14 protein-coding genes are annotated in these 21,302 nt (G+C 66.4%); 6 read left to right on the top strand and 8 right to left on the bottom strand.

Translation table 11 applies throughout. The features are described 5' to 3' along the window. Positions 1–83 precede the first annotated feature (83 nt). Positions 84–1,430, bottom strand: a complete 1,347-nt coding sequence (locus FG95_RS03650; protein ID WP_037554035.1) for an MFS transporter — start codon at positions 1,428–1,430, stop codon at positions 84–86. Positions 1,431–1,505: 75 nt separating this feature from the next. After that, a complete protein-coding gene (locus FG95_RS03645; RefSeq protein WP_037554034.1) occupies positions 1,506–2,114 on the bottom strand; it encodes a TetR/AcrR family transcriptional regulator in 609 nt (202 codons plus the stop codon). A gap of 140 nt (positions 2,115–2,254) precedes the next feature. Here FG95_RS03645 and FG95_RS03640 point away from each other — a divergent pair, with 140 nt between their 5' ends. Genes FG95_RS03640 through FG95_RS03625 form a run of 4 tightly spaced genes read left to right on the top strand, consistent with a single transcriptional unit; the run spans position 2,255 to position 9,084 of the window. Then, entirely contained in the window at positions 2,255–3,409 is a 1,155-nt protein-coding gene (locus FG95_RS03640) for an efflux RND transporter periplasmic adaptor subunit (RefSeq protein WP_037554033.1), read from the top strand. 6 nt (positions 3,410–3,415) lie between these two features. Beyond that, positions 3,416–6,580 carry an efflux RND transporter permease subunit gene (locus tag FG95_RS03635; RefSeq protein ID WP_037554032.1) on the top strand — a complete coding sequence of 1,055 codons (3,165 nt, stop codon included), beginning with the start codon at positions 3,416–3,418 and terminating at the stop codon, positions 6,578–6,580. After that, the gene (locus FG95_RS03630) at positions 6,573–7,973 is read left to right on the top strand and encodes an efflux transporter outer membrane subunit (protein ID WP_081932983.1); all 1,401 of its coding nucleotides are present in this window, start codon (positions 6,573–6,575) and stop codon (positions 7,971–7,973) included. The genes FG95_RS03635 and FG95_RS03630 overlap by 8 nt, the downstream gene beginning before the upstream one ends. A 10-nt stretch (positions 7,974–7,983) precedes the next feature. Next, positions 7,984–9,084, top strand: coding sequence for a DNA alkylation repair protein (locus tag FG95_RS03625; RefSeq protein ID WP_037554031.1), 1,101 nt, complete (start codon positions 7,984–7,986; stop codon positions 9,082–9,084). A 9-nt stretch (positions 9,085–9,093) separates the two neighbouring features. Here the strand turns inward: FG95_RS03625 and FG95_RS03620 are convergent, their stop codons facing one another. From FG95_RS03620 to FG95_RS03595, 6 genes are all read right to left on the bottom strand, one after another. Further along, complete coding sequence (locus FG95_RS03620; protein ID WP_200880141.1) at positions 9,094–11,148, bottom strand: transglycosylase domain-containing protein; 2,055 nt, start codon at positions 11,146–11,148, stop codon at positions 9,094–9,096. Positions 11,149–11,401: 253 nt separating this feature from the next. Continuing rightward, positions 11,402–11,884, bottom strand: coding sequence for a DUF421 domain-containing protein (locus tag FG95_RS03615; RefSeq protein WP_037554029.1), 483 nt, complete (start codon positions 11,882–11,884; stop codon positions 11,402–11,404). After that, positions 11,884–12,402 carry a hypothetical protein gene (locus tag FG95_RS03610; RefSeq protein ID WP_152567562.1) on the bottom strand — a complete coding sequence of 173 codons (519 nt, stop codon included), beginning with the start codon at positions 12,400–12,402 and terminating at the stop codon, positions 11,884–11,886. The genes FG95_RS03615 and FG95_RS03610 overlap by 1 nt, the downstream gene beginning before the upstream one ends. A 95-nt stretch (positions 12,403–12,497) precedes the next feature. Beyond that, positions 12,498–13,385: a DUF4886 domain-containing protein gene (locus FG95_RS03605; protein WP_037554061.1), complete on the bottom strand. Its 888-nt coding sequence runs from the start codon at positions 13,383–13,385 to the stop codon at positions 12,498–12,500. Between the two features lie 77 nt (positions 13,386–13,462). Next, on the bottom strand, positions 13,463–16,579 hold the full coding sequence (locus tag FG95_RS03600) for a TonB-dependent receptor plug domain-containing protein (protein WP_052182048.1): 3,117 nt from the start codon (positions 16,577–16,579) through the stop codon (positions 13,463–13,465). A 32-nt stretch (positions 16,580–16,611) separates the two neighbouring features. Next, positions 16,612–17,955, bottom strand: a complete 1,344-nt coding sequence (locus tag FG95_RS03595) for a dicarboxylate/amino acid:cation symporter (protein WP_037554026.1) — start codon at positions 17,953–17,955, stop codon at positions 16,612–16,614. A gap of 223 nt (positions 17,956–18,178) precedes the next feature. Between FG95_RS03595 and FG95_RS03590 the strand changes: the two genes are divergently transcribed. Further along, positions 18,179–19,966 (top strand): sensor histidine kinase, encoded by a 1,788-nt coding sequence (locus FG95_RS03590; protein WP_161786527.1) that lies wholly within the window; start codon positions 18,179–18,181, stop codon positions 19,964–19,966. Continuing rightward, entirely contained in the window at positions 19,963–21,300 is a 1,338-nt protein-coding gene (locus FG95_RS03585; RefSeq protein WP_037554025.1) for a sigma-54-dependent transcriptional regulator, read from the top strand. The genes FG95_RS03590 and FG95_RS03585 overlap by 4 nt, the downstream gene beginning before the upstream one ends. The last annotated feature ends 2 nt before the right edge of the window (positions 21,301–21,302 follow it).

Genomic DNA, 21,302 nt, shown 5'->3' with positions numbered 1-21,302 from the left:
TGGGCAAGTGTCCGCCCACCCTCCCCGAGCATGTCGGCGAAAGGCGGAAGGGGAACGGCGCATCTGTCCGAATGAAGCGGCCTTTACTTGGGCAGCGCCGCGATTGCAAGCGCGGGCGCACGGGTGAATTCGCGCTGCATCCAGAGCAAGAGGCCGACCATCAGAATCCACGCGGTCGTCGGTTGCAGCGCGAAGATCAGGTGCAGCTCGCGCGCCGCCGCCTTGCCGTTTTGCGGGTCGAAGCCGACGAGGTCGAGCGCCGCATAGCTGACCGCGATCGCGGCGGCGACGCCGAATTTGGCCATCAGGTTCAAAAGCGCGAAGAGGAAGGCCGACCGATTGCGCCCGCAACGCTCGCTATCGCGCGGAATCAGGTCGGCGAGTATCGAATAAGTGAAGAGCAGCCCGACAAAGCCGGTGCCGAGCATCAGCGAAAAGCCGACCGCCTGCCCCAGCCCGCGCGGCTGCTGCGCCAGCGTCGCGACGAGCAGGCTGGAGATCAGCAGCCCCATCGCGATCATCATCGGCGGCTTGCCGAAGCGGCGCGCGAGGAAGGTCCAGATCGGAGACGCGAGCGCCCCGCCAATGAAGCTCGCAAACAGCAGAACGGCGCTCTGCGCATCGAGGTCGAGCACCGCGGCGGCGAAGAAGACGAAGAGCGACGTCAGCGACCCGAAGGCGAAGCTGTTGAGGAACTGTACCCCGAGCAGCAGCATCAACGGACGGAACGACAGCGACGTCCGGATTTCATGCCGCCATCCGAAGCCGGCTTCGGCCACCACCGTCCGCGGCGGCACGCGGCGGATCGCCAAGAGCGCGATCGGCACCAGCAGGAGGAAGAGGCTGGCGTAGGCGATGATCCGCCCTTGCAGGCTGAGCCCCGGAATAAGCAGCTGCGCCGCGGCAGGCGCGGCGAAAGCGAGGATCAGCGCGATCTTCGCGAACCAGTCGCGCATGCCATAGAGAAGCGCGCTGTCGGCCGGCGTGCGAACGAGCGCGGAGCCCCACGACAATTGCGCCACCTCATAGAGACTATAGCTTGAGTAAAAGAGCACCATTATCAGGAAGAGCGCCGCAAAGGGTAGCTGGTTGCCGACGGTCACGAGCGCAAGCAGCAGCAGCGACAGGGGAAGCAGTGCAAGCAACATCCAGCGCCGGTGCGCGCCGAGCCCGGTCCGAACGCGATCGACCGTTGTGCCGATCAGCGGATCGACCACGCCGTCCCAGATCGTCGTGAGCGAAAAGAGCAGCCCGACCAGCGCGACCGAAATCGCCCCGCCCTCGGCGATATAGGGCGGCAGATAGACGCTGAACGGCAGGCCGAGCATAACCGTCGGCCCCGCGGTGGCGGCATAGGCCGCGACGGCGCGCGGCCGCAGATCGGAGGTTTCGTCGGCCGGGGCGGCCGATGGCAGGGCGGTACTGGCCAAGATGCGACGCTCCCGAAACGGAAGCCGCAAGCTTTCAGCTATTTACAATTGTGTCAACAACAACCGGCGGGTCGCCTACCGAATCTTGAAGTGCGACAGGAACGGCTGGAGGCGCCAGTCAATCTGTTCACTATCGAGCCATTCAACCTCGATCCCCATCAAGGTGTTCAACATCGAATCGCCGACGACGATATCGAAGAACAGGCGCGCGGCGGCGTCCGGGCGGTCGATCTCGGCCTTGCCGGTGGCCGCCCATTCGGCGAACAGTTCGATCAGTTCCTCGAGCGCGGGCACATGAAGGTCGAGGTAGATCTGCATCGCGAATTCATGGTCGCGCAGACTTTCGGAGATCAGCATGCGCATCAGGCCGACAGCGTGCGGCGATTCCATCAGCTCTTTCTGGCGATGCGCGTAACGCTTCAGGATGTCGACACTCGACAGTCCCCGAATCGCATCGTCATCGAGCGACCGGAGCATGGCTTCGTCGCACCAGCGCGTCGCGATCGCGCGAAGCAGCCCCTGCTTGTTACCGAACAGTTCATAGAGCGTCGCGAGCGAGCCGCCCGAGCGCTTGACGATCTCGGCAAGGCTGGTGCGTTCATAGCCCTGTTCGAGAAACAGCGACTCGGCGGCGTCGAGAATGGCGCTTTGCCGCCGTTCGCGTGGTGAAGAATACCTATCCATTTGACATAAAGTCGATTCCGGCGTGCCCAATTATGCCCCCCCTCTCTTGCCCTTTTCTGTAATTTAAATTACACGACCCCTCAGCGCAAGCTTTTGCGTATATAACAATCCCGCACAACTGCGATTTTTCAGGGGTCCTTATGAGTCGCGTCCGTCCTCTCAGCTGCGCCGCCGGCGCTGCGCTGGCTTTTTTGCTGGCCGCCTGCTCGTCCGAGGCGCCCCCCGCGCCCCCGCCGCCCGAGGTCAATATCGTGACCGTCCGCACGCAAGCCGTGCCGAACGTGATCGAACTGCCCGGCCGGGTTCAGGCGTATCGCACGTCCGAAGTCCGCGCGCGCGTCAACGGCATCGTCGAGCGGCGGCTGTTTAACGAGGGCAGCTACGTGCGCGCCGGGACGCCGCTGTTCCGGATCGACCCGCGCGAGCTGATCGCGACCGCCAATGCGGCGCGCGCGCAGCTTGCCCGTGCGCAGGCGACCGCCGCCAACGCCCGGCAGGTCGTCGGCCGTTACCAGCCGTTGCTCGCCGACCAGGCGATCGGCAAGCAGGAATATGACGCAGCGGTCGCCGCGCAGCGCACCGCCGAAGCCGATGTGGCGGCCGCACAGGCCAATCTGGAATCGGCGCGCCTCAACCTCGGCTATGCGTCGGTCACCGCGCCGATTTCGGGCCGCGCGCGCCGCGCCGAGGTTACCGAGGGTGCGCTGGTGAGCGCGTCGCAAGGCACGCTGCTGACCACGATCGAGCAAATCGACCGCGTCTATGTCAATTTCGGCCAGTCGAGTTCCGACCTTTTGGCGATCCGCGGCGACATGGGATCGGGCAAGGTGAGCGTGCCGGAGCTCGAACGCGTCGAGGTCCAGCTGATCCTCGAGGACGGCACCGCTTATCCGGTCGTCGGCCACCTCGACTTCCTCGACCTCTCGATCGACGAAGCGACGGGCACCGCGGCGCTGCGCGCCGAATTTCCCAATCCCAATTCGGCGCTGCTTCCCGGCCAGTTCGTCCGCGCACGCATCTTTGCGGGCAATCGCGCCAACGGCGTGCTGATCCCGCAGCGCGCGGTCAAGCTGGCGGAGGACGCGGCGAGCGTGATGGTGCTCGACGCCAAGAATGTCGCGACGCCGCGCCCGGTCAAGCTGGGCACGATGGTCGCGGGCCAGTGGGCGATCCTCGACGGGCTGAAGCCCGGCGACCGGGTGATTGTCGACGGGCTGCAAAAGGTGCAGCCGGGTGCGCCCGTCCGCGTCGCGCAGCCCAAGGGAACGGCGTCGACCCCCGCGGCGAAGCGCTGATCCGACATGACCCCCCGCTTCTTCATCGACCGGCCCATCTTCTCATGGGTCATCGCCATCGGCATCCTGCTTGCCGGGATCATCGCGCTGCGCGGCTTGCCCGTGGAGCAATATCCGTCGGTCGCGCCGCCGTCGCTGACTATCAGCGTCACCTATCCGGGCGCCGACGCGAGCACGCTCGAACAGAATGTCACGCAGGTCATCGAGCAGGAACTGAACGGGGTCGAGGGCTTCCTCTATATGGCCTCGACCAGCGAATCGAATGGCACCGCCTCGATCACCTTGACCTTCGAGGCGGGGACCGACATCGACAATGCGCAGATGGAGGTGCAGAACCGCCTGCGCCGCGTCGAACAGCGCCTGCCCGAGGATGTCCGTCGTCAGGGCATTTCGGTGACCGAAGCTAACTCGGGCTTCCTGCTGATCGTCGCGATCACGTCGAAGAGCGGCGACACCGACCCGATGGAGGTCAACAATTTCGCCAACACGCGCGTGCTCGACGAGCTCAGGCGCGTAAACGGCGTCGGCAACGTCCAGGCCTTTGCGCCCGAATATGCGATGCGCATCTGGCTCGATCCGCAAAAGCTCGCTTCCTATAACCTCTCCGCCGCCGAAGCCTTGGGCGCGGTGCAGGAGCAGAACAGCCAGACGCCGGGCGGCCAGCTCGGCGACCAGCCGCTCGCCAAGGGCGCGCAACTCAACGCCGTCATCACGACGCAGGGCCGCTTCACCAAGCCCGAGCAGTTCGAAAGCATCATCCTGCGCGCCAACCCCGACGGGTCGGCGGTGACGCTGGGTGATGTCGGCCGCGTCGAGCTGGGCGCGGCAAGCTATCTCTTCTCGTCCGAACTCAACGGCAAGCCGATGGCGGGTCTCGCGGTCCAGCTGACCCCCGGCGCCAACGCGCTGTCGACCGCCGAAGGCATTCGCGCGCGGATGGACGAGCTTTCGAAGGGCTTCCCACCCGACATCACCTGGTCGATCCCCTATGACACGACTCCCTTCATCAGCCTGTCGATCGAAGAGGTTGTAAAGACGCTGGCCGAGGCGATGCTGCTCGTCTTCCTCGTCATGTTCCTGTTCCTCCAGAACTGGCGCGCGACGGTGATCCCGACCGTCGTCGTGCCGATCGCACTCGCGGGCGCGTGCCTTGGCCTGTGGATGTTCGGCTTCTCGATCAACGTGCTGACGCTGTTCGGCATGGTGCTGGCGATCGGTATCCTCGTCGACGATGCGATCGTGGTGATCGAAAATGTCGAGCGCATCATGAACGAGGAACATCTGCCGCCGTATGAGGCGACGGTGAAGGCGATGGGACAGATCACGTCGGCGATCATCGGCATCACTTTGGTGCTGATCGCGGTGTTCATCCCGATGGCCTTCTTCCCCGGATCGACCGGCGGCATTTATCGCCAATTCTCGATGACGCTCGCGATCTCGATCGCCTTTTCGGCGCTGCTCGCGCTGACGCTCACGCCTGCGCTCTGCGCGACGCTCTTGAAACCGCACGACCAGACCGCGCGCAAGGGACGGATCGGGGCATTTTTCGACCGCTTCTTCGGCCGCTTCAACGACTGGTTCGGGCGCACCACCGACCGCTACCAAGGCGGCGTGGGCAAGATGCTGGCGGCGCCGCTGCGTTGGCTCGGCGTCTTCGTCGCGATGGTCGCGGTGACCGCATTGCTCTTCTTCCGCTTGCCGGGTTCCTTCCTGCCGCAGGAGGATCAGGGCTATCTGATCACCGTCATTCAGGCGCCGCCGGGCGCGACGACGCAGCGCACCGGCGAGGCGACGAAGCAGGTCAAGGCCTTCTTCGCCGAACAGCCGCAGGTCGCCAACATCGTGCTCGTCAACGGCTTCAGCTTCTTTGGCCAGGGTCAGGCGAATGCGATCATGTTCACGCCGCTGAAACCCTGGGAGGACCGCCCGGGGAAGGAAAACAGCGCCGATGCGATCGCGGGCAAGGCGATGGGCACCTTCATGGGCATCAAGGAAGCGTTCGTCTTCTCGCTCAGCCCGCCGTCGATCCCCGAACTCGGCACGTCGAGCGGCTTCACCTTCAAGCTGCAGGACCGCGGCGGCAACGGGCGCGACGCGCTGATCGCCGCGCGCAACCAGATCCTCGGCGGCGCGATGCAGAGCAAATTGCTCGCCAACGTCCGCCCCGAGGGGCAGGAGGATGCGCCGGTGCTGAAGCTCGACATCGACCGCATCCAGGCGCGCGCGCTCGGCCTGTCGATCGGCGACGTCAATGCGACGCTCGCGATCAGCTTCGGCAGCGCCTATGCCAACGACTTCACCCGCGAAGGCCGCGTGCTGCGCGTGCTGCTCCAGGCCGACGCCGCGAGCCGCATGACGCCGCAGGACGTGCTCGATCTGCGCGTGCGCAGCGCGAACGGCGGCATGGTGCCCTTCGGTTCGTTCAGCACCGCCGAATGGTCGGCCGAGGCGCCGCAGCTCCAGCGCTATAACGGCTATCCCGCGATGACGATCTCGGGCGAGCCCGCGCCGGGCCAGTCGACCGGCGAGGCGATGGCCGAGATGGAGCGGCTCGCAGGCGCGCTTCCGGCCGGCTTCGCGTTCGAATGGACCGGCATTTCCTATGAAGAGAAGCAGTCGGCGGGCCAGATCGGCATGTTGCTCGGCCTGTCGCTCGTCGTCGTCTTCCTGTTGCTCGCCGCACTTTACGAAAGCTGGTCGGTGCCGGTCGCGGTGCTGCTCGTGGTGCCGCTCGGCGTGCTCGGCGCGGTGCTCTTCTCGATGCTGCGCGGGCTGTCGGCCGACATTTATTTCAACGTCGGCCTGATCACGATCATCGGGCTTGCGGCGAAAAACGCGATCCTGATCGTCGAATTTGCAATCGAGCAGGAAGCCGAAGGCAAATCGACGCTCGATGCGGTGATGAAAGCGGTCAAGCTGCGCCTGCGTCCGATCATCATGACCAGCCTCGCCTTCATCCTCGGCATGGTGCCGCTCGTCATCGCGAGCGGTGCGGGCGCCGCGAGCCGCATCGCGGTCGGTTCGGGCGTGATGGGCGGGATGATCGCCGCGACGTTGCTCGGCATCTTCTTCATCCCGCTCTTCTATCTGTCGGTGCGCAAATGGCTGAGCCGCAAGCGGCCCCCTGCCCCCGCCGAAAAAGGCCATCATGAGGAGCCCGGCCATGCGTAACCTGATCGCGCTCGCCGCGGCGACGACGCTCGCCGGCTGCGTCAACATGGCACCGAAGCACGAGCGCCCGCCGCTGTCGACTGCCACCGACTATCCCGCCGAATTCGCCGGCGACGTGACGCTCGGCCAGCGGGCGGCCGACGTCGCATGGCGCGACTTCTTTGCCGACCCGCAACTCGAGGTGTTGATCGAGCAGGCGATCACCCGCAACCGCGACCTCGCCGTCGCCGTGGCGCAGATCGAGGAAGCGCGCGGGCTCTACCGCATCCAGGACGCCGATCGCCTGCCGACCGTGGGCGCGAGCGCCGATGCGACGCGCTCGCGCAGCCAGTTGGTCCCGGGCACCGGGGCCTCGACCACCAACCGCTATTCGGTCGGCGTCGGCGTGACCTCGTTCGAGCTCGATTTCTGGGGGCGGGTCAAGAATCTGTCCGAAGCCGCGCGCAGCCAGTATCTCGCGACCGAACAAGCCGAGCGCGCCTTCCGCCTCGCGCTCGTGCGCGACGTCGCCTCGACCTATTTCTCGTCGCGCGGCGCCGAGGAGCAGATCGAGCTCGCCGAAGCCACGGTGACGAGCCGCAAGGAAGGGCTGCGCATTGCGAAACGCCGCCTTGACGCCGGCGTGACCTCGGCGCTCGACTATCGCCAGTCGGAGACGCTGTTGACGCAGGCCGAGACGCAGCTCGCGAGCCTGAAGCTCGGCAAGGCGCAGGCCGATAATTTTCTCGCCGTGCTCACCGGCGGGCCCGTCGCGGGTCCCCTGCCCGCGCCGCTGCCGCTCGTCGCGCAGGCGCAATCGCCGGCGCTGACCGCCGGGCTGCCGTCGGACCTGCTCGTCGCGCGTCCCGACATCGTCGCGGCCGAGGAACGGCTGCGCGCCGCGCGCGCCAATGTCGGCGCCGCGCGCGCGGCCTTCTTCCCGTCGATCTCGCTGACCGGCAATCTCGGCTTCGCGTCGGGGTCGCTCGACAATCTGTTCAGCGACGACGGTTTCGGCTGGAGTTTCGGCCCGTCAATCACGCTGCCGATCTTCGATTTCGGACGCAACAAGGGCAATCTGACCGTCGCCGAGGCGCGCGAGAATATCGCGGTCGCGACCTATGAGCGCACCGTGCAAGGCGCCTTTCGCGAGGTCGCCGACGCGCTTGCCGGGCGCCGCTACCTCGCCGAACAGGTCGAGGCGCAGGAGCGCGGCACGCTCGCGACGCGGCAGATCGCCGACCTTGCGCGCAAGCGGTATCGCGAAGGCGTTTCGACCTATCTCGAAGTGCTCGACGCCGAGCGCAATCTGTTCGCGTCCGAACAGACGCTGATCGAACTCCGCCGCGCGCAGGTCGACAATCTGGTCACGCTCTACGTCGCGCTCGGCGGCGGGCTGGTCGAGCGCCGCTGAGGCCGGCATTATGAGCGCCGATGCCCCGGCTCTGCTGAAGGATATTCTCGGGCCTCAGGCGCTGGAGACGATCGCCGATGCGGGGACGGCGGCGGCCGCGCGCTTCGACCGCGGTGCCTTCCTGCGCGCGGCGTCGCACGGGCTTGAGGCGCTGTCGATCATGGAGCGCGTGCGGCATATCGCAGACGCGCTCCATCCGGCGCTGCCCGGCGCATATGCGGACCGCCTTGATGTTCTCCGCGCGATGGCTCCACGCTTGACCCACGGATTCCAGGCGATCGCGATCAGCGAATATGTCGCGCGCCACGGGCTTGCAGACTTCGATGCGTCGATGGATGCGCTCGCGGACCTGACGCGCTTCGGCTCCGCCGAATTCGCGATCCGCCCCTTTCTGGTGGCCGATAGTGCGCGCGCGCTGGCGACGATGACCCGCTGGAAGAACAGCGATGACGATCATGTCCGCCGGCTCGCGAGCGAGGGCGCGCGGCCGCGCCTGCCGTGGGCGGCGCGCGTGCCGGCGCTCAGGGCCGATCCGACGCTGGCGGCGCCGATCCTCGAGGCGCTCAAGGCCGATCCCAGCCTTTATGTCCGCAAATCGGTCGCCAACCATCTGAACGACATCGCCAAGGACCGGCCCGAATGGTTGCTCGCGCGCCTCGCCGGCTGGCCGCAGGAGGATGCACGCACGGCATGGATCGTCCGCCACGCGCTGCGCACGCTGATCAAGCAGGGTGACCCCGGCGCGCTCGCGCTGATCGGCGTCGGCCATGGCGCGGCGGTGCGCGTGCGCGATTTCGCCATCGTTCCCGCGACGGTGCGCCTTGGCGACCGGATCGCGATCGGCGCCGAAATCCTGTCGGATTCGCCTGACAATCAACCGCTGGTCGTCGATTACCGCATTCATTACGCCCGCGCGGGCGGCAAGACCGCGCCCAAGGTGTTCAAGCTCAAGAGTTTCGAACTCGCGGCGGGCGATACCGCCACCCTCCGTATCAACCAGACGATCCGCGATTTCAGCACGCGGCGCCATCATCCGGGGCGGCATGAGGTCGAGCTGATCGTCAACGGCCGGACGATGGCGACCGCGGCGTTCGACCTGGTACCGAGCTGAGGCCCCCGCCTATGGCGGCGTCGTCACCGGCGGCGGCTCTACCTCGACCGGTTCGGGCGTGCGGTCCTGAATCGGCAGGCGCAGGTCGATGCGGCGACCGCCCACCTCGGTCGAGATCACGGCGTCGCCGTCCTCGATCCCCACGCGCGTCCGGTCGCCGACCGGGATGTCGCCGATATCGGGGATGTCGAGGGGTTCGACCGGACCCGCGGGATCGGCGCGTCGGGGTCGCGGCGCAGCTTTCCGGCCCGATGCCTCGGTCATGAAGTCGCGCCAGATGCGTGCGGGCATGCCGCCGCCCGATATGCCCCGAAGCGGTGTATTGTCGTCGTTGCCGATCCACACCCCGACGACGAGGTCGTTCGCATAGCCGACGAACAGCGCGTCACGATTGTCCTGCGTCGTGCCGGTCTTGCCATAATTGGCCTGCGGCAACCGCGCGGCGCGGCCGGTGCCGCGATTGACCGCGGCGCGCAGCATCGTCTCGATATCCTCATGCTCGCTCGACCCGAAGCGCGACGGCCCCCATACCAGATTTTCGAACCAGCCCTTTTCGGCCTCCTTGAACGCGTGCGGTTCGACCGGATAGCTGTTCGCCGCGACCGCGGCATAGGCGGCGGTCAGTTCGAGCAGGGTCATGCTCGACGTGCCGAGCGCGAGGCTGGGGTCGCCCTTCGGCAGCGGCGCGGTGACGCCCAGGTCGCGCGCCATCGCGATCACCTTTTCGTCGCCGACTTCGCCGAACAGGCGCACCGCGGCGACATTGCTCGACGAGGCGAAGGCGTCTTCGAGGCTGATGTCCTTCGAATAGGCGCCGCCCGAATTTTTGGGGCGGTAGGAGCCGGTTTCGATCGCGCTGTTGTCGATCCGGTCGTCGGGTTCCCAGCCCGCGTCGAGCGCCGCGAGATAGACGAAGAGCTTGAAGGTCGAACCCGGCTGGCGCCGCGCCTGCGTCGCGCGGTTGAAGGGCGAAGCGGCGTAATCCTTGCCGCCGATCATTGCGACCACCTCGCCATTCGGGCGCATCGCGACGAGCGCGACCTGCGCCTTGCCGAGCCCCGCGCGGCCTGTCACGCGGCGCGCGATCGATTGCAGCCGCGCGTCGAGCGTCGTCGTGATTGTCTGGCGCGAATAACCGACATCGCTCAATTTGCGCGCGGCGGGCAGCGCCCAATCGGCGAAATAGGTGCCGGTGGGCAGCGTATTGCGCGTGCGCACGTCGATGCGCGGGGTGCGGATCGCCTTGGCTTCGGCCGCGGTTATAGCGCCGGTGTCGACCATCGCGTTCAGGACGAGTTTCATGCGCTTTTCGGCAAGATCGGGATTGCGCGTCGGCGCGAGGCGCGACGGCGCCTGCACCAGCCCGGCCAGCATCGCCGCCTGCGCGGGGGTCAGCTTTTCGGGATGGCGGTAGAAATAATGAAGCGATGCCGCGCGCAGGCCATAGGTGTTGTCGCCGAAATAGGCGTTCGAGAGATAGCGTTCGAGAATCTCGTCCTTGGTCAGCCAGGCTTCGAGCCAGAAGGCGATCAGCGCCTCGCGCGCCTTGCGGCCCAGCGTCCGCTTCGGCGTCAGGAAGGTGAATTTGGCGAGCTGCTGGGTGATCGTGCTGCCGCCCTGCGTCCGGCCGCCGGTGACATTGCTCCACACCGCGCGCGCGATGCTGCGCGGGTCGATGCCCCAATGGCTGTAGAAGCGCCGGTCCTCGATCGCGAGAAAGGCGCCGGTGACATGTTTGGGAAGCTTCTTCGCCTCGACCGGTGCATCGACGATGGCACCGGTGCGCGCGATCGGCGTGCCGTCGGAAGCAAGCAAGGTGATCTGCGGCGGCGCGATCGGTTCGAGCGATTTCGACAGCGGCGCGGTGAGTGCGAGCCAGCCGACGAGCAGGAGGAAGGTGACGCAGAAAATGGCGAAGCCGCGCGAAATGCGGCGCATCCATTTGCGCCGCCGCGTTTCGGGAACGGGCGGCTGCGGGGGCGGCGCCATGTCGGCGAAGCGCCCATCCGGCGGCATCATCGCGAGGGTGGGGTCGGGGCCGTCGGGTTTACGAAACCAGGTCATGCTCGGGGCCGTATTACAGCCCCAATACAGCATAAGCAAATGGATTGGGGCGGGCGCGGCTAAATCTGATCCGCATCCCCGAGCCCTTCGACTGCCCTGACGGACGCTCAGGATAAACTTCGGCCTTTGGCCGAAGACGAGGGGCTATGCCGAGCGAAGTCGAGGCTGCGGGGTTACGCGGTTCTCGCTCCGCTCGAACGAGCCCCTCGTCTTCGCTCGGGGATGCGGAAGCTTCGGATTTCGCGCAATGGGTCTAGTCGGCGGGATCGTCGCGATCCTGCTGCCGCGCGCCGCCATGGTCCTTCTTGATAAAGCTCATCTTGCCCTGCGGCTCGAGGATCGCCCAGGCGACGTCGGCGAGCCGACCGATCCCGGCGAGCCGCATTTCGGAGAGGATTTCGTCGCGCGTCAGCCGGTCGCGGCGCAGGTTCTCGGTCACGATCCGGCCGTCGCGAACGACCACCCGCGGCGTCCCTTCGAGCAAATCCTTCGCGCGCGGTACCAGATAGGCGGTCCAGCTGAGGACCAGCGCCCAGAAGGCGAAGGTGCAGATCGCCAGCGTCGCGCCGGTCAGGCTGAAATCATTGTGCGTCACGCCCTGCTGGATCAGGTCGCCGAGCACGACGAGAACGACGAATTCGAACGGCGTCATCTGGCCGAGCTCGCGCTTGCCGAGCAGGCGGATCAGCAGGAACAGGACGAAGAACATCACGGTGGCGCGAAGGACGATATCCATCAGGGAAGCACCTTTATCCTCAGCGGCATCGCACCGATGGGCCGGTCGCCGTCGAACACCGCGATCTCGCCGCGCGTGCCCGCGAACAGCGGGGGGTTGATCTGGCCGTCGATCTTGACCTGCAACCGCTCACCGGCGTCGAGCGGGCCGTAGGAGAAATGGAAATATCCGTCCTCGAAGCTCTCTTCGGCCGGCGCCGGGATCATCGTGTTGACCGTCATGTCGTGCCACAGCGCCGGAGTCACCGCGATCACCGCATCGTCGAGCGGGGCGTTGGCGGTCAGCGTGACGTCGGTTTCGAAGAATTCGCCGTTGCGGATGATCACCGGCGTCTTCACGGTCAGGCGGGCGGCGCCGAAATCGGCGGTGCGCGGGGGGCTCGGCTGGCCGCCGGTTAAACCAAGGACGGCGGCCAGCAGCAGGCTGCCGAGGAGGAGGATCGATATCGGGCTGGCGTGCCGGTCCCAGAAACGCTGGCGCGACGGCTTCGCATCCTCCAGTCCTTCGAGCGCTTGCATCCCATCCTCCTGCCCGGCCGTGACCGGCCGAGAGCCCATATTGGACGCTTGGCGCGGCGGTTCGTTCCCGCGGGTTCGGTGGTCGGCAGTGTTATCTAGGCGGCGTTCGCGAGCGTGTCGCGCGCGATGCGTTGGAGCGCCGTCGCCTGCGCATCCGACAGACCGAGTTCGTCGGCGCCCTTTTCCTTCGGACCCAGCGTCGTGGGATCGATCCCCGTAACCGCGCTGAAGGTAACGAGCGCCGAGAGATAATAACCCGCGACGCTCGCGTGATAATGGTCGTAAGCCCAAAGGTCGAGCTGGTCATAACCGATCCCGTCATAGGGATTGGGGTCGGCGACCCCGCTCGTCATCGCGCGGTTCCACGCTTGCCCGACCGGCAGCACGCCCGCGACCGCGGGGTTGGCGGACCGCGCGCGGTCGGCGGCGGCACGAAGGTCTTCGGCCATCGCCGTCACCGGCTTGCCATACCAATGCCCCTTGGGCTTATAGGCCTGGTCGGCGCGCGACCAGGTCGCGACGAGGCGGATGTCGACCGCGGGATTGCGCGCCTTGAACAGCGCCGCGAGGCGGCCGACATTGCGGATATATTCGGCGGGATCGCCGGGCCGTTCACGGTCGAGCGTGCTATATTCCTGCAGCACGACGACGTCCCACGCGCGGTCGAAACGCTGGCGCCGCTCGTCATAATGAAAGCCCAGCGTCTTGCCGCCCTGCGTTTCCAGGCTGACGCGATAGTCGAGCCCCGCCTGCTCGGTGAACAGCTTGAACAGCGCGGGCACGCCGCCGTAACCCGCATTGTTGAGGTCGGTGACCGACCCCGCGCGCCAGTTGCGCGCCGCCGAATGCGCGCCTTGGGTGAAGCTGTTGCCGATGAAAAGGATCGTTTTCGGCGCCGCCTTGGCCTCGGCCGCCGACGCGGCAGCTTCACCATGCGGGGCGGTGCTGGCGACCGCCTGGCCGGGCGCGCACCCTGCCAGCATCAGCAGCACCGCTCCCGACATGGCCTTCAGGGGTCCAGTGGATCGAAGCCCCGAAGCTCTTTGCATTGCATTTCCCATCAGAATTTCACCGTCGCACCGACATAGAAGCGGCGTCCGGCAATATCATAGACGCCGTTCTGGTTGGTCAAGCGACCGCTCTCGGTCCCGCTCGGCAGGAAGGGGCTGGTCGAATTGAACAGATTGTTCACCCCGCCATAGAGGCGGAATTCCTTGCCGCCGCTGTCGATATCGAACGACATAAACAGGTCGTGCTCCCACACGTCGCCGATGTTGAGGAAAATCGGCACCTCGGCATTCGGGTTGGTTTCGAGGAGCGCCGCATATTGATCGGCGAGCGAATTGCTGTCGTTGATCTTGCCGTAATAAGTCGTCGTCCAGCGAATGCGGAAATTGTCGAGCTTCCAGCTCAATGAGCCGCGCGCGCGATATTTGAAGCTGCCTTCGGCAAGGTCGCCCGCAAGATCGTTGGTGACCGTCCCGTCGACGCCCTGGAACTGCACCTTCTGCTTCAGCACATGCGTGCCGTCGTAGCGCAGGTCGAAGCGGCCGGGAATGCCGAGCGCGTCGTCGAGGCGGAAGCGATAGTTGAACGCGACGTCGATCCCCTGCGTGTCGAAGCGCGCCAGATTGACCTGCCGCTGGACCAGCTCGACGATCTGGCCGTTGTTCGCGTTGCGCGTGATGTCGGCGCAGAAGGGGTTGTCCGCCTGCGGCACGTCGGTGTCATAGCATTGCAGCTGGATGTCGCGGTTCGAATAGGCGTCGATCGCGTCCTTGATGCGGATGTCGTAATAATCGACCGCGATCGTCAGGCCGGGCACGAAACGCGGCGCGATCACGGCGCCGAGCGTCAGCGTATCGGCGGTTTCTTCCTTGAGGTCGAGGTTGCCGCCGTTGGGGCTGTAGAGGTTGTTGCCCGCCTGCGAATATTGCTGCGTTACATTGTCGGCCGCCTGCTGCGCGAACAGCGCCTGAATGCCGGGATCGAGTCGGCAATTGGCCGCAATCCGCCCCGCCGTCGTCGGAGTGACGCCGTCGCAGAGATCGTTCGCGGCCTCGAAATTGCCGCGCGGCGGCGAATAAAGCTCGGCGATGTCGGGCGCGCGCTGGGCGCGGGCATATTGCGCGCGGAAGCGGATATCGGGGATCGGGGCATATTGAACGCCGCCGCGCCAGCTGAACACCGTCCCGACATTGTCGATATTATAGTCGGCGACGCGCGCCGAGGCATCGACGCTAAGCAGATAGGCGCCCGGCGCGTCGCGGAGGAGCGGCACGCTGACTTCGCCATAGCCTTCCAGCGCGCGGATCGAGCCGCCGAAATTGGGCACCGCGTTGCCCGTCGTTCCGCCCGTTTGCGACAGGAGGTCGCCGGTGAGTTCCTGGCTGTCCTTGCGGTAATCGATGCCGAAGGCGGCGCCGACCGGACCGGCGGGAAGCTGGAAGAGTTCGCCGGTGACGAAGGCCTGGCCGGTATATTGGCGGATCGTCAGCTCCTGATGCAAGTCGGCGCGGATCCACGCCGCCGCCTCCGGCGTGATCGCTCCTTCGCCGAACAGGTTGATCGGCACGCAGCCCGCGGCGCGCGCGTCGGCGTCGGCGCATTGCGGCCCGTTGGCTCCCATTTCGGCATCGAGCGCCTGCGTCAGGTTGACGCCGTTGATCTCGTTCCGGCGCCACTGGTCCTGCTTGTACTGGCCGTAGCCGAAGCTCGCTTCCCAGTTCCAGCTGTCCGAAATCTTGCCGCGCAGGCCCGCCCAGCTGCGGATCGTCTCGCGCTTGTTTTCGGTGATCTGGCCGCCGACCTCGTCGAAGCGGCGATCCCAGGCGATGCCGACGCCGGAGGACGGCGTTTCGTTGCCGCGCAGTTCGGCGGGGACGAAGGGATTGCAGGGGCCATTACGCAAGCACGGGATCTTGCCATATTCGACCTCGGTCGTGATGCCTGTGACCGGATCGGTCAGCGGATAGGTCGAATCCCAGCCGATACCGACCGATTCGCGCGTTTCGCCCGAGGTGATCCGCGAATATTGGAGCTGCGCGAAGGCCTCGACCGCGTCGGAAAATTCAAATTCGAGCTTGGCGGCGCCGAGATAGCGTTTGCGCGCGAGGATCAGCGAGCGACCGGTGCGCTGGTTGTAGCCGTCGCGATTGGGCAGGAAATAGCCCGTGTTGCCGTCGTCGGTGGTTCCCACTCCGATCGGCTCGCCCGTCTGGACATCGGGGCCGAGCGGCACGAGCTGGCCGTTCCGGTAAAAACGGTCGCGCCGCGAACTGACTCCCGAAAACACGCCGCCCGGAATGAAACTGCTGAGATCGCTCATCACCAGCGGCGGAAATTCGGACGCAGGACGCGATCCGCTGGCGGGCGCGCCGTTTTCGTTGATATAGACCCCCTCGAACTCGTTGATGCCATTATCGAAATCATAATCGTAGGACACCGGCCGCACCGCCCATTCGCGGTCGACCGCGCGGATGCCCCAGTCGCGGTCATAGGTGCCGCTGAGGAGGAAATAGCCGCGTCCGTCGGCGAAGCGCGTGCCATAGGTCGCGCCGAGCGTCAGCTCCTGCCCGTCGCCCTCCGAGGTGATGCCCGCACGTGCGCGCAGCGTCAGGCCGCGCTCATTCTTCTTGGTGATGATGTTGACCACGCCCGCGACCGCGTCCGAACCATAGACCGACGAGGTGCCGCCGGTGATGACCTCGACCCGGTCGATGAAATCGCTGGGGATCGTCGACAGGCTGACGAGATTGCTGATCCCCGAGTTCGACACGGTGCGGCGGCCGTCGATGAGGACGAGCGTGCGGTTCGAGCCCAAGTTACGCAGTTCGATCGAGCTGAGGCCCGAATTCTGCGTGTTGCCGGTGACCGTCGAATCATTGTTCGCCGACGACAGCTGCGGCAGGTCGGCAAGCGTCTCGCTGAGTTCGCTATCGCCCGCTTCGAGCAAATCTTCTGAGGTCACGCCGATCACCGGCGCCGGCGTGTCATAGGTTTCGCGCGCGATGCGGCTTCCGGTAACGACGATCGCTTCTTCGCCCGCCGCCGCGGCGGCAGCAGCTTCGTCTGGCGTTTCCTGCGCGGCGAGTGGCGCGGCGAAAGCGCCGATGCCGGCGAGAACCAGCACGGTGCGGCTGCTGTGGCGGGCCCAGCGGGCTTTGGTCATATTCATTGTCTCACTCCCCATATCTTGTTCTTGTCCGGTCAATCGGCGTCGGTTTCGATCGGCTGTGCGGCGAGCGGCGCGGGCTCGCCCCCCAGCGCGCGGTGAAGCGCGTCGCGGTCGAGCGCCTTTTCCCATCCCGCGACGACGATCGCCGCGAGCGCATTGCCGATGAAATTGGTGAGCGCGCGGCACTCGCTCATGAAGCGGTCGATGCCGAGGATCAGCGCGAGCCCCGCGACGGGCACCGACGGCACGATCGACAACGTCGCCGCGAGCGTGATGAACCCCGCGCCGGTAACCCCGGCCGCGCCTTTCGAACTGACCATCGCGACGAGCAGCAGCGCGATCTGGTCGCCGAGGCTGAGATCGACCCCGACCGCCTGCGCGATGAACAGCGCCGCGAGCGTCATATAGATGTTGGTGCCGTCGAGGTTGAAGCTGTAGCCGGTCGGCACGACGAGGCCGACGATCGGCTTCGCGCAGCCCGCCTGTTCGAGCTTCTGGATCAGGCTGGGCAAGGCCGCTTCGGACGACGAGGTACCGAGCACGAGCAGCAATTCGGCCTTGAGATAGGCGATCAGGCTGAAGATCGAGAAGCCGCACAGCCGCGCGACCGCGCCGAGGACCACGATCACGAAGAAAAGCGAGGTCAGGTAGAAGGTCGCGATGAGCAGGCCGAGGTTGGCGAGCGATTCGACGCCATAGCGGCCGATCGTAAAGGCCATCGCGCCGAACGCGCCGATCGGCGCGAATTTCATCAACATGCCGACGAGGCCGAAGAAGACGACCGAGACTTTTTCGAGCAGGCCGAGCACCTGCTGTCCCGGCTCGCCCGCGTGCGACAGCGCGAGGCCGAAAAGGATCGCGGCGAACAGCGCCTGCAAGATCGATCCCTCGGTCAGTGCCGAAACGAAGGTGGTCGGAATGATTTCGAGCAGGAAGGCGGTGAGCGTCGCTTCGTGCGCCTTCGCCTCATATTGCGCGACCGCCCCGGCATCGAGCGTCGCCGGGTCGATGTTCATGCCCGCGCCCGGCTGGATCACATTGGCGACCACCAGCCCGACGATCAGCGCGAGCGTCGAGAAGAAGAGGAAATAGGCGAAAGTCTTGCCGACGACGCGGCCGAGCGCCTTGGTCTCGCCACCGATCGAAGCGATTCCCGTCGCGACGGTCAGGAAGATGACCGGCGCGATGATCATCTTGACGAGCTTGATGAAACCGTCGCCGAGCGGTTTGAACTCGGTCGCCACCGACGGCCAATAATGGCCGAGCAGCACGCCAGCGAGGATCGCGCCGAGCACCTGGACATAGAGATGTGCCCACCACGGCCGCGGATTCGGCTCCGCCTGTATCGCGTTCAGATCGATCGTGGCTGCCACCAGCCTCTCCCCATTCTCGCGCCCATCGACGCATCTCGCGGCCGTCGAGCGACCTTTCCGCTAATCTAGGAGCGGCGCAGAGAGGGGGTCAAACATGACATGAGATGGGCACAATATCATGTAATAAATAGATTTTATATATTCGCGTATCGACCGGCGAACGCATATTGTGCGATTCTCCGCATACACTCGGCAATGTTTGTGCAATAATCCGCACATGCCTTCGATGAGCGATTCGACTCCGATCGGTCCCCAAGCCAACCGCCGGCGCGTGATCGTCGCGGCTGCGGCGGGACTTGCCATCCTGCTCGTCGCCGGGTTCGCGCTTGCGCAGTGGGCGGCGGGCCGCGCGAGCGCACAGGCCGATCTGGAGGCGCGCCAGAATGCGCGCGCGCACGCGAGCCTGCTCGAAAGCGAATTGCAGAAATTCCGCCTGCTGCCTCGCGTCCTCACCGAATTTCCCGACGTGCGCGCGGCGCTCGCCGACAAGAGCGCCGCCGCCTCGCGCCGTCTCGACCGCGAACTCGAGCAGCTCGCGGCGCGCACCGATGCCACGGTGATCTATGTTCTCGACGCCGGCGGCACGACGATCGCGGCGAGCAACTGGCGCGCGCCGACGAGCTTCGTCGGCCAGAACTACCGCTTTCGGCCCTATTTCCAGGGCGCGATGCAGCGCGGCGCGGCCGAGCTGTTCGCGCTCGGGACGGTGAGCGGACGCCCCGGACTCTATCTGGCGCGGCGCGTCACCGTGGGCGGACGCCAGCTCGGCGTGATCGTGCTCAAGGTCGAGTTCGACAAGCTAGAGGCACGTTGGGCCGATTCACCCGCGACGACGCTGGTGACCGACGCGGCGGGGATCGTCGTGATGAGCAGCGATCCGCGCTGGCGCTTCCGCTCTTTCGCGCCGATCTCGGCCGAAGCGCAGCAACGGCTACGCGCGACGCGCAGCTATGGTGAGGCGCGGCTAGCTCCCCTGCCCGCCGACCGCATCGACGGCGATCTTCGTATCGGCGACGATCTGTTCCGCCAGGCCGACGAGCGCGTGTCGCTCCCCGGCAGCACGCTCCGCCTGCTCCAGCCCGCCGGGCCCGCGCGCGCCAGCGCCGGCGCGATCGCGCGCGTCATCTTCCTGATCCTCCTTATCCTGGTAGGCGCGGCGATCGTCACGCTGCTCCGCTTCGTCGAGCGGCAGACGATGCGGCAGGCCGCGCACGAAGCGCTCGAACGCGAGGTCGCCGCCCGCACGCGCGATCTGCGTACCGCCAATGAGGAGCTACGTCAGGCATCGGAACGACAGGCCGAAACCGATCGCCGTTATCGCGCCGCGCGCGAGGAACTGGCGCAGGCGAGCCGGCTCGGCTCGATCGGGCAGATCACCGCGGGCGTCGCGCATGAGATCAACCAGCCGGTCGCCGCAATCCGGACCTTCGCCGAAAACGCGCTTGCCTATCTCAATCGCGAGCAGGCGGGCAAGGCGCGCGGCAATCTGGACCATATCGTCGAGTTGACCGCGCGGGTCGGGGCGATCACCGGCGAGCTGCGCAATTTCGCGCGCCGCGCGCCGGCGCCGCTCGGTCCCGTCCCGATGCAATCGGCGATCGACGGGGCGTTGCTGCTGATCGGCGACCGGCTGCGCGCGCAGGGCATCGCGCTCGACGTGGAGGTAGAGGATCCGGCCATCGCGGTGCATGCGGGCCGCGTGCGGTTGGAGCAGGTGCTGATCAACCTGCTGCAAAATGCCGCTGAGGCGGTGCGCGACGTCGACGGTGCGCGCGTCACATTGCTGGCGCACGGCAGCGCCCCGGTGCTGATCGACATTTGCGACAACGGCCCCGGCGTTCCCGCCGAGATCCTTCCGCAGCTGTTCACGCCCTTCGTCACCGGGCGGCCCGACGGGCTGGGACTGGGGCTGGCGATCGCGAGCGACATCATGAGCGGCTTCGGCGGCACGCTGACGCTCATCCCCTCGCCGCTCGGCGGTGCAGGCTTTCGCCTGACGTTGAGGCCGGCATGAGCTTCTTCACCGCCGAGCAGACGATCTTTTTCGTCGACGACGACTCCGCACTGCGCGAGGCCAATGTCCAGACGCTCGACCTTGCCGGGCTGACAGCCGAGGCCTATGCGGACGCGCACAGCGTGCTGCCGCGGATCGCCGCCGATTTTCCGGGTGTCGTCGTGACCGACATCCGGATGCCGGGGATGGACGGGCTCGAGCTGCGCGCCGCGATCCACGCGATCGATCCCGAGATTCCGGTCGTGCTGATCACCGGCCATGCCGACGTCGCGATGGCGGTGCGCGCGCTGCACGACGGCGCCTTCGACTTCCTCGCCAAGCCCTTTGCCGCCGACCATCTGGTGGGCGTCGTTCGCCGCGCGCTCGCGCACCGCGCGCTGATCCTCGACAACCGCCGGCTGACCGCGGCGGCCGCGGCGATCGACAGCCCGCTGATCGGCGAAAGCCCCGCGATGGTGCGGCTGCGCGAAACGATCGCGCAGCTCGCGCAGGCGGACATCGACGTGCTGATCGAGGGCGAGACGGGGACGGGCAAGGAACTGGTCGCGCATATGCTCCACCGCCAGAGCCGGCGGAGCGCGGCGTCGCTCGTCGCAGTCAATTGCGCCGCGCTGCCGCAAGAGCTGGCCGAAGCCGAGCTGTTCGGCAGCGACATGATCGACCGGGCGACGGGCAAGCTGGGACAGGCCGGGCGGATCCGCAGCGCGCATCGCGGGACCTTGTTCCTCGACGAAATCGACACGATGCACCCCGCGGTGCAGGCCAAGCTGCTCCGCGTGATCGAGGAGCGCGAAGTGCAACCCTTGGGCGCCAGCGCGCCCGAACCCGTCGACCTGCGCGTCGTCGCGGCGACCAAGACCGACCTGAGGGACGCGGTGCGCGGCGGCGATTTCCGCGAAGATCTCTATTACCGGCTGCACGTCGTGAAGCTGCGCATCCCGCCGCTGCGCGAGCGGCGGTCGGACATTCCGCAGACCTTCGCCTTCTTCCTCGACGAAGCCGCGGCGAAGATGGGGTTGGCGGGGTTCCGGATCGACGACGCGGTGCGCCGCCACCTTGTCGAGCACGACTGGCCGGGCAATGTCCGCGAGCTCAAGAATTTCGCTTATAGCGTCGTGCTCGACCTGCCGTCGGACCCCGGCCGCGCGGCGATGCCCGCCGACGCGCCGCTCGCCGAGCGCGTGCGCCGTTTCGAGGCGACGATTATCGAGGACACGCTTGTGCAGACGCGTGGCCATATCGCCGAAACGATGGCACGGTTGGGGGTGCCGAGAAAGACGCTTTACGACAAGATGGCGAAGCTGGGGATCGATCCCAAGCAATTCCGGAGCTGAAC

This window comes from Sphingopyxis sp. LC363 (assembly GCF_000756385.1).
In the GTDB taxonomy this organism is placed as follows: domain Bacteria; phylum Pseudomonadota; class Alphaproteobacteria; order Sphingomonadales; family Sphingomonadaceae; genus Sphingopyxis.
Note: the sequence above shows the minus strand (reverse complement) of the source record. Positions and strands in the feature narration are given on the sequence as shown.

What these genes read in the sequence shown, in the direction of transcription:
- FG95_RS03645 (WP_037554034.1), bottom strand. Translation starts at nt 2,114, where the DNA reads ATGGATAGGTATTCTTCACCACGCGAACGGCGGCAAAGCGCCATTCTC.
- FG95_RS03640 (WP_037554033.1), top strand. Translation starts at nt 2,255, where the DNA reads ATGAGTCGCGTCCGTCCTCTCAGCTGCGCCGCCGGCGCTGCGCTGGCT.
- FG95_RS03635 (WP_037554032.1), top strand. Translation starts at nt 3,416, where the DNA reads ATGACCCCCCGCTTCTTCATCGACCGGCCCATCTTCTCATGGGTCATC.
- FG95_RS03630 (WP_081932983.1), top strand. Translation starts at nt 6,573, where the DNA reads ATGCGTAACCTGATCGCGCTCGCCGCGGCGACGACGCTCGCCGGCTGC.
- FG95_RS03625 (WP_037554031.1), top strand. Translation starts at nt 7,984, where the DNA reads ATGAGCGCCGATGCCCCGGCTCTGCTGAAGGATATTCTCGGGCCTCAG.
- FG95_RS03620 (WP_200880141.1), bottom strand. Translation starts at nt 11,148, where the DNA reads ATGACCTGGTTTCGTAAACCCGACGGCCCCGACCCCACCCTCGCGATG.
- FG95_RS03615 (WP_037554029.1), bottom strand. Translation starts at nt 11,884, where the DNA reads ATGGATATCGTCCTTCGCGCCACCGTGATGTTCTTCGTCCTGTTCCTG.
- FG95_RS03610 (WP_152567562.1), bottom strand. Translation starts at nt 12,402, where the DNA reads ATGCAAGCGCTCGAAGGACTGGAGGATGCGAAGCCGTCGCGCCAGCGT.
- FG95_RS03605 (WP_037554061.1), bottom strand. Translation starts at nt 13,385, where the DNA reads ATGCTGGCAGGGTGCGCGCCCGGCCAGGCGGTCGCCAGCACCGCCCCG.
- FG95_RS03600 (WP_052182048.1), bottom strand. Translation starts at nt 16,579, where the DNA reads ATGAATATGACCAAAGCCCGCTGGGCCCGCCACAGCAGCCGCACCGTG.
- FG95_RS03590 (WP_161786527.1), top strand. Translation starts at nt 18,179, where the DNA reads ATGAGCGATTCGACTCCGATCGGTCCCCAAGCCAACCGCCGGCGCGTG.
- FG95_RS03585 (WP_037554025.1), top strand. Translation starts at nt 19,963, where the DNA reads ATGAGCTTCTTCACCGCCGAGCAGACGATCTTTTTCGTCGACGACGAC.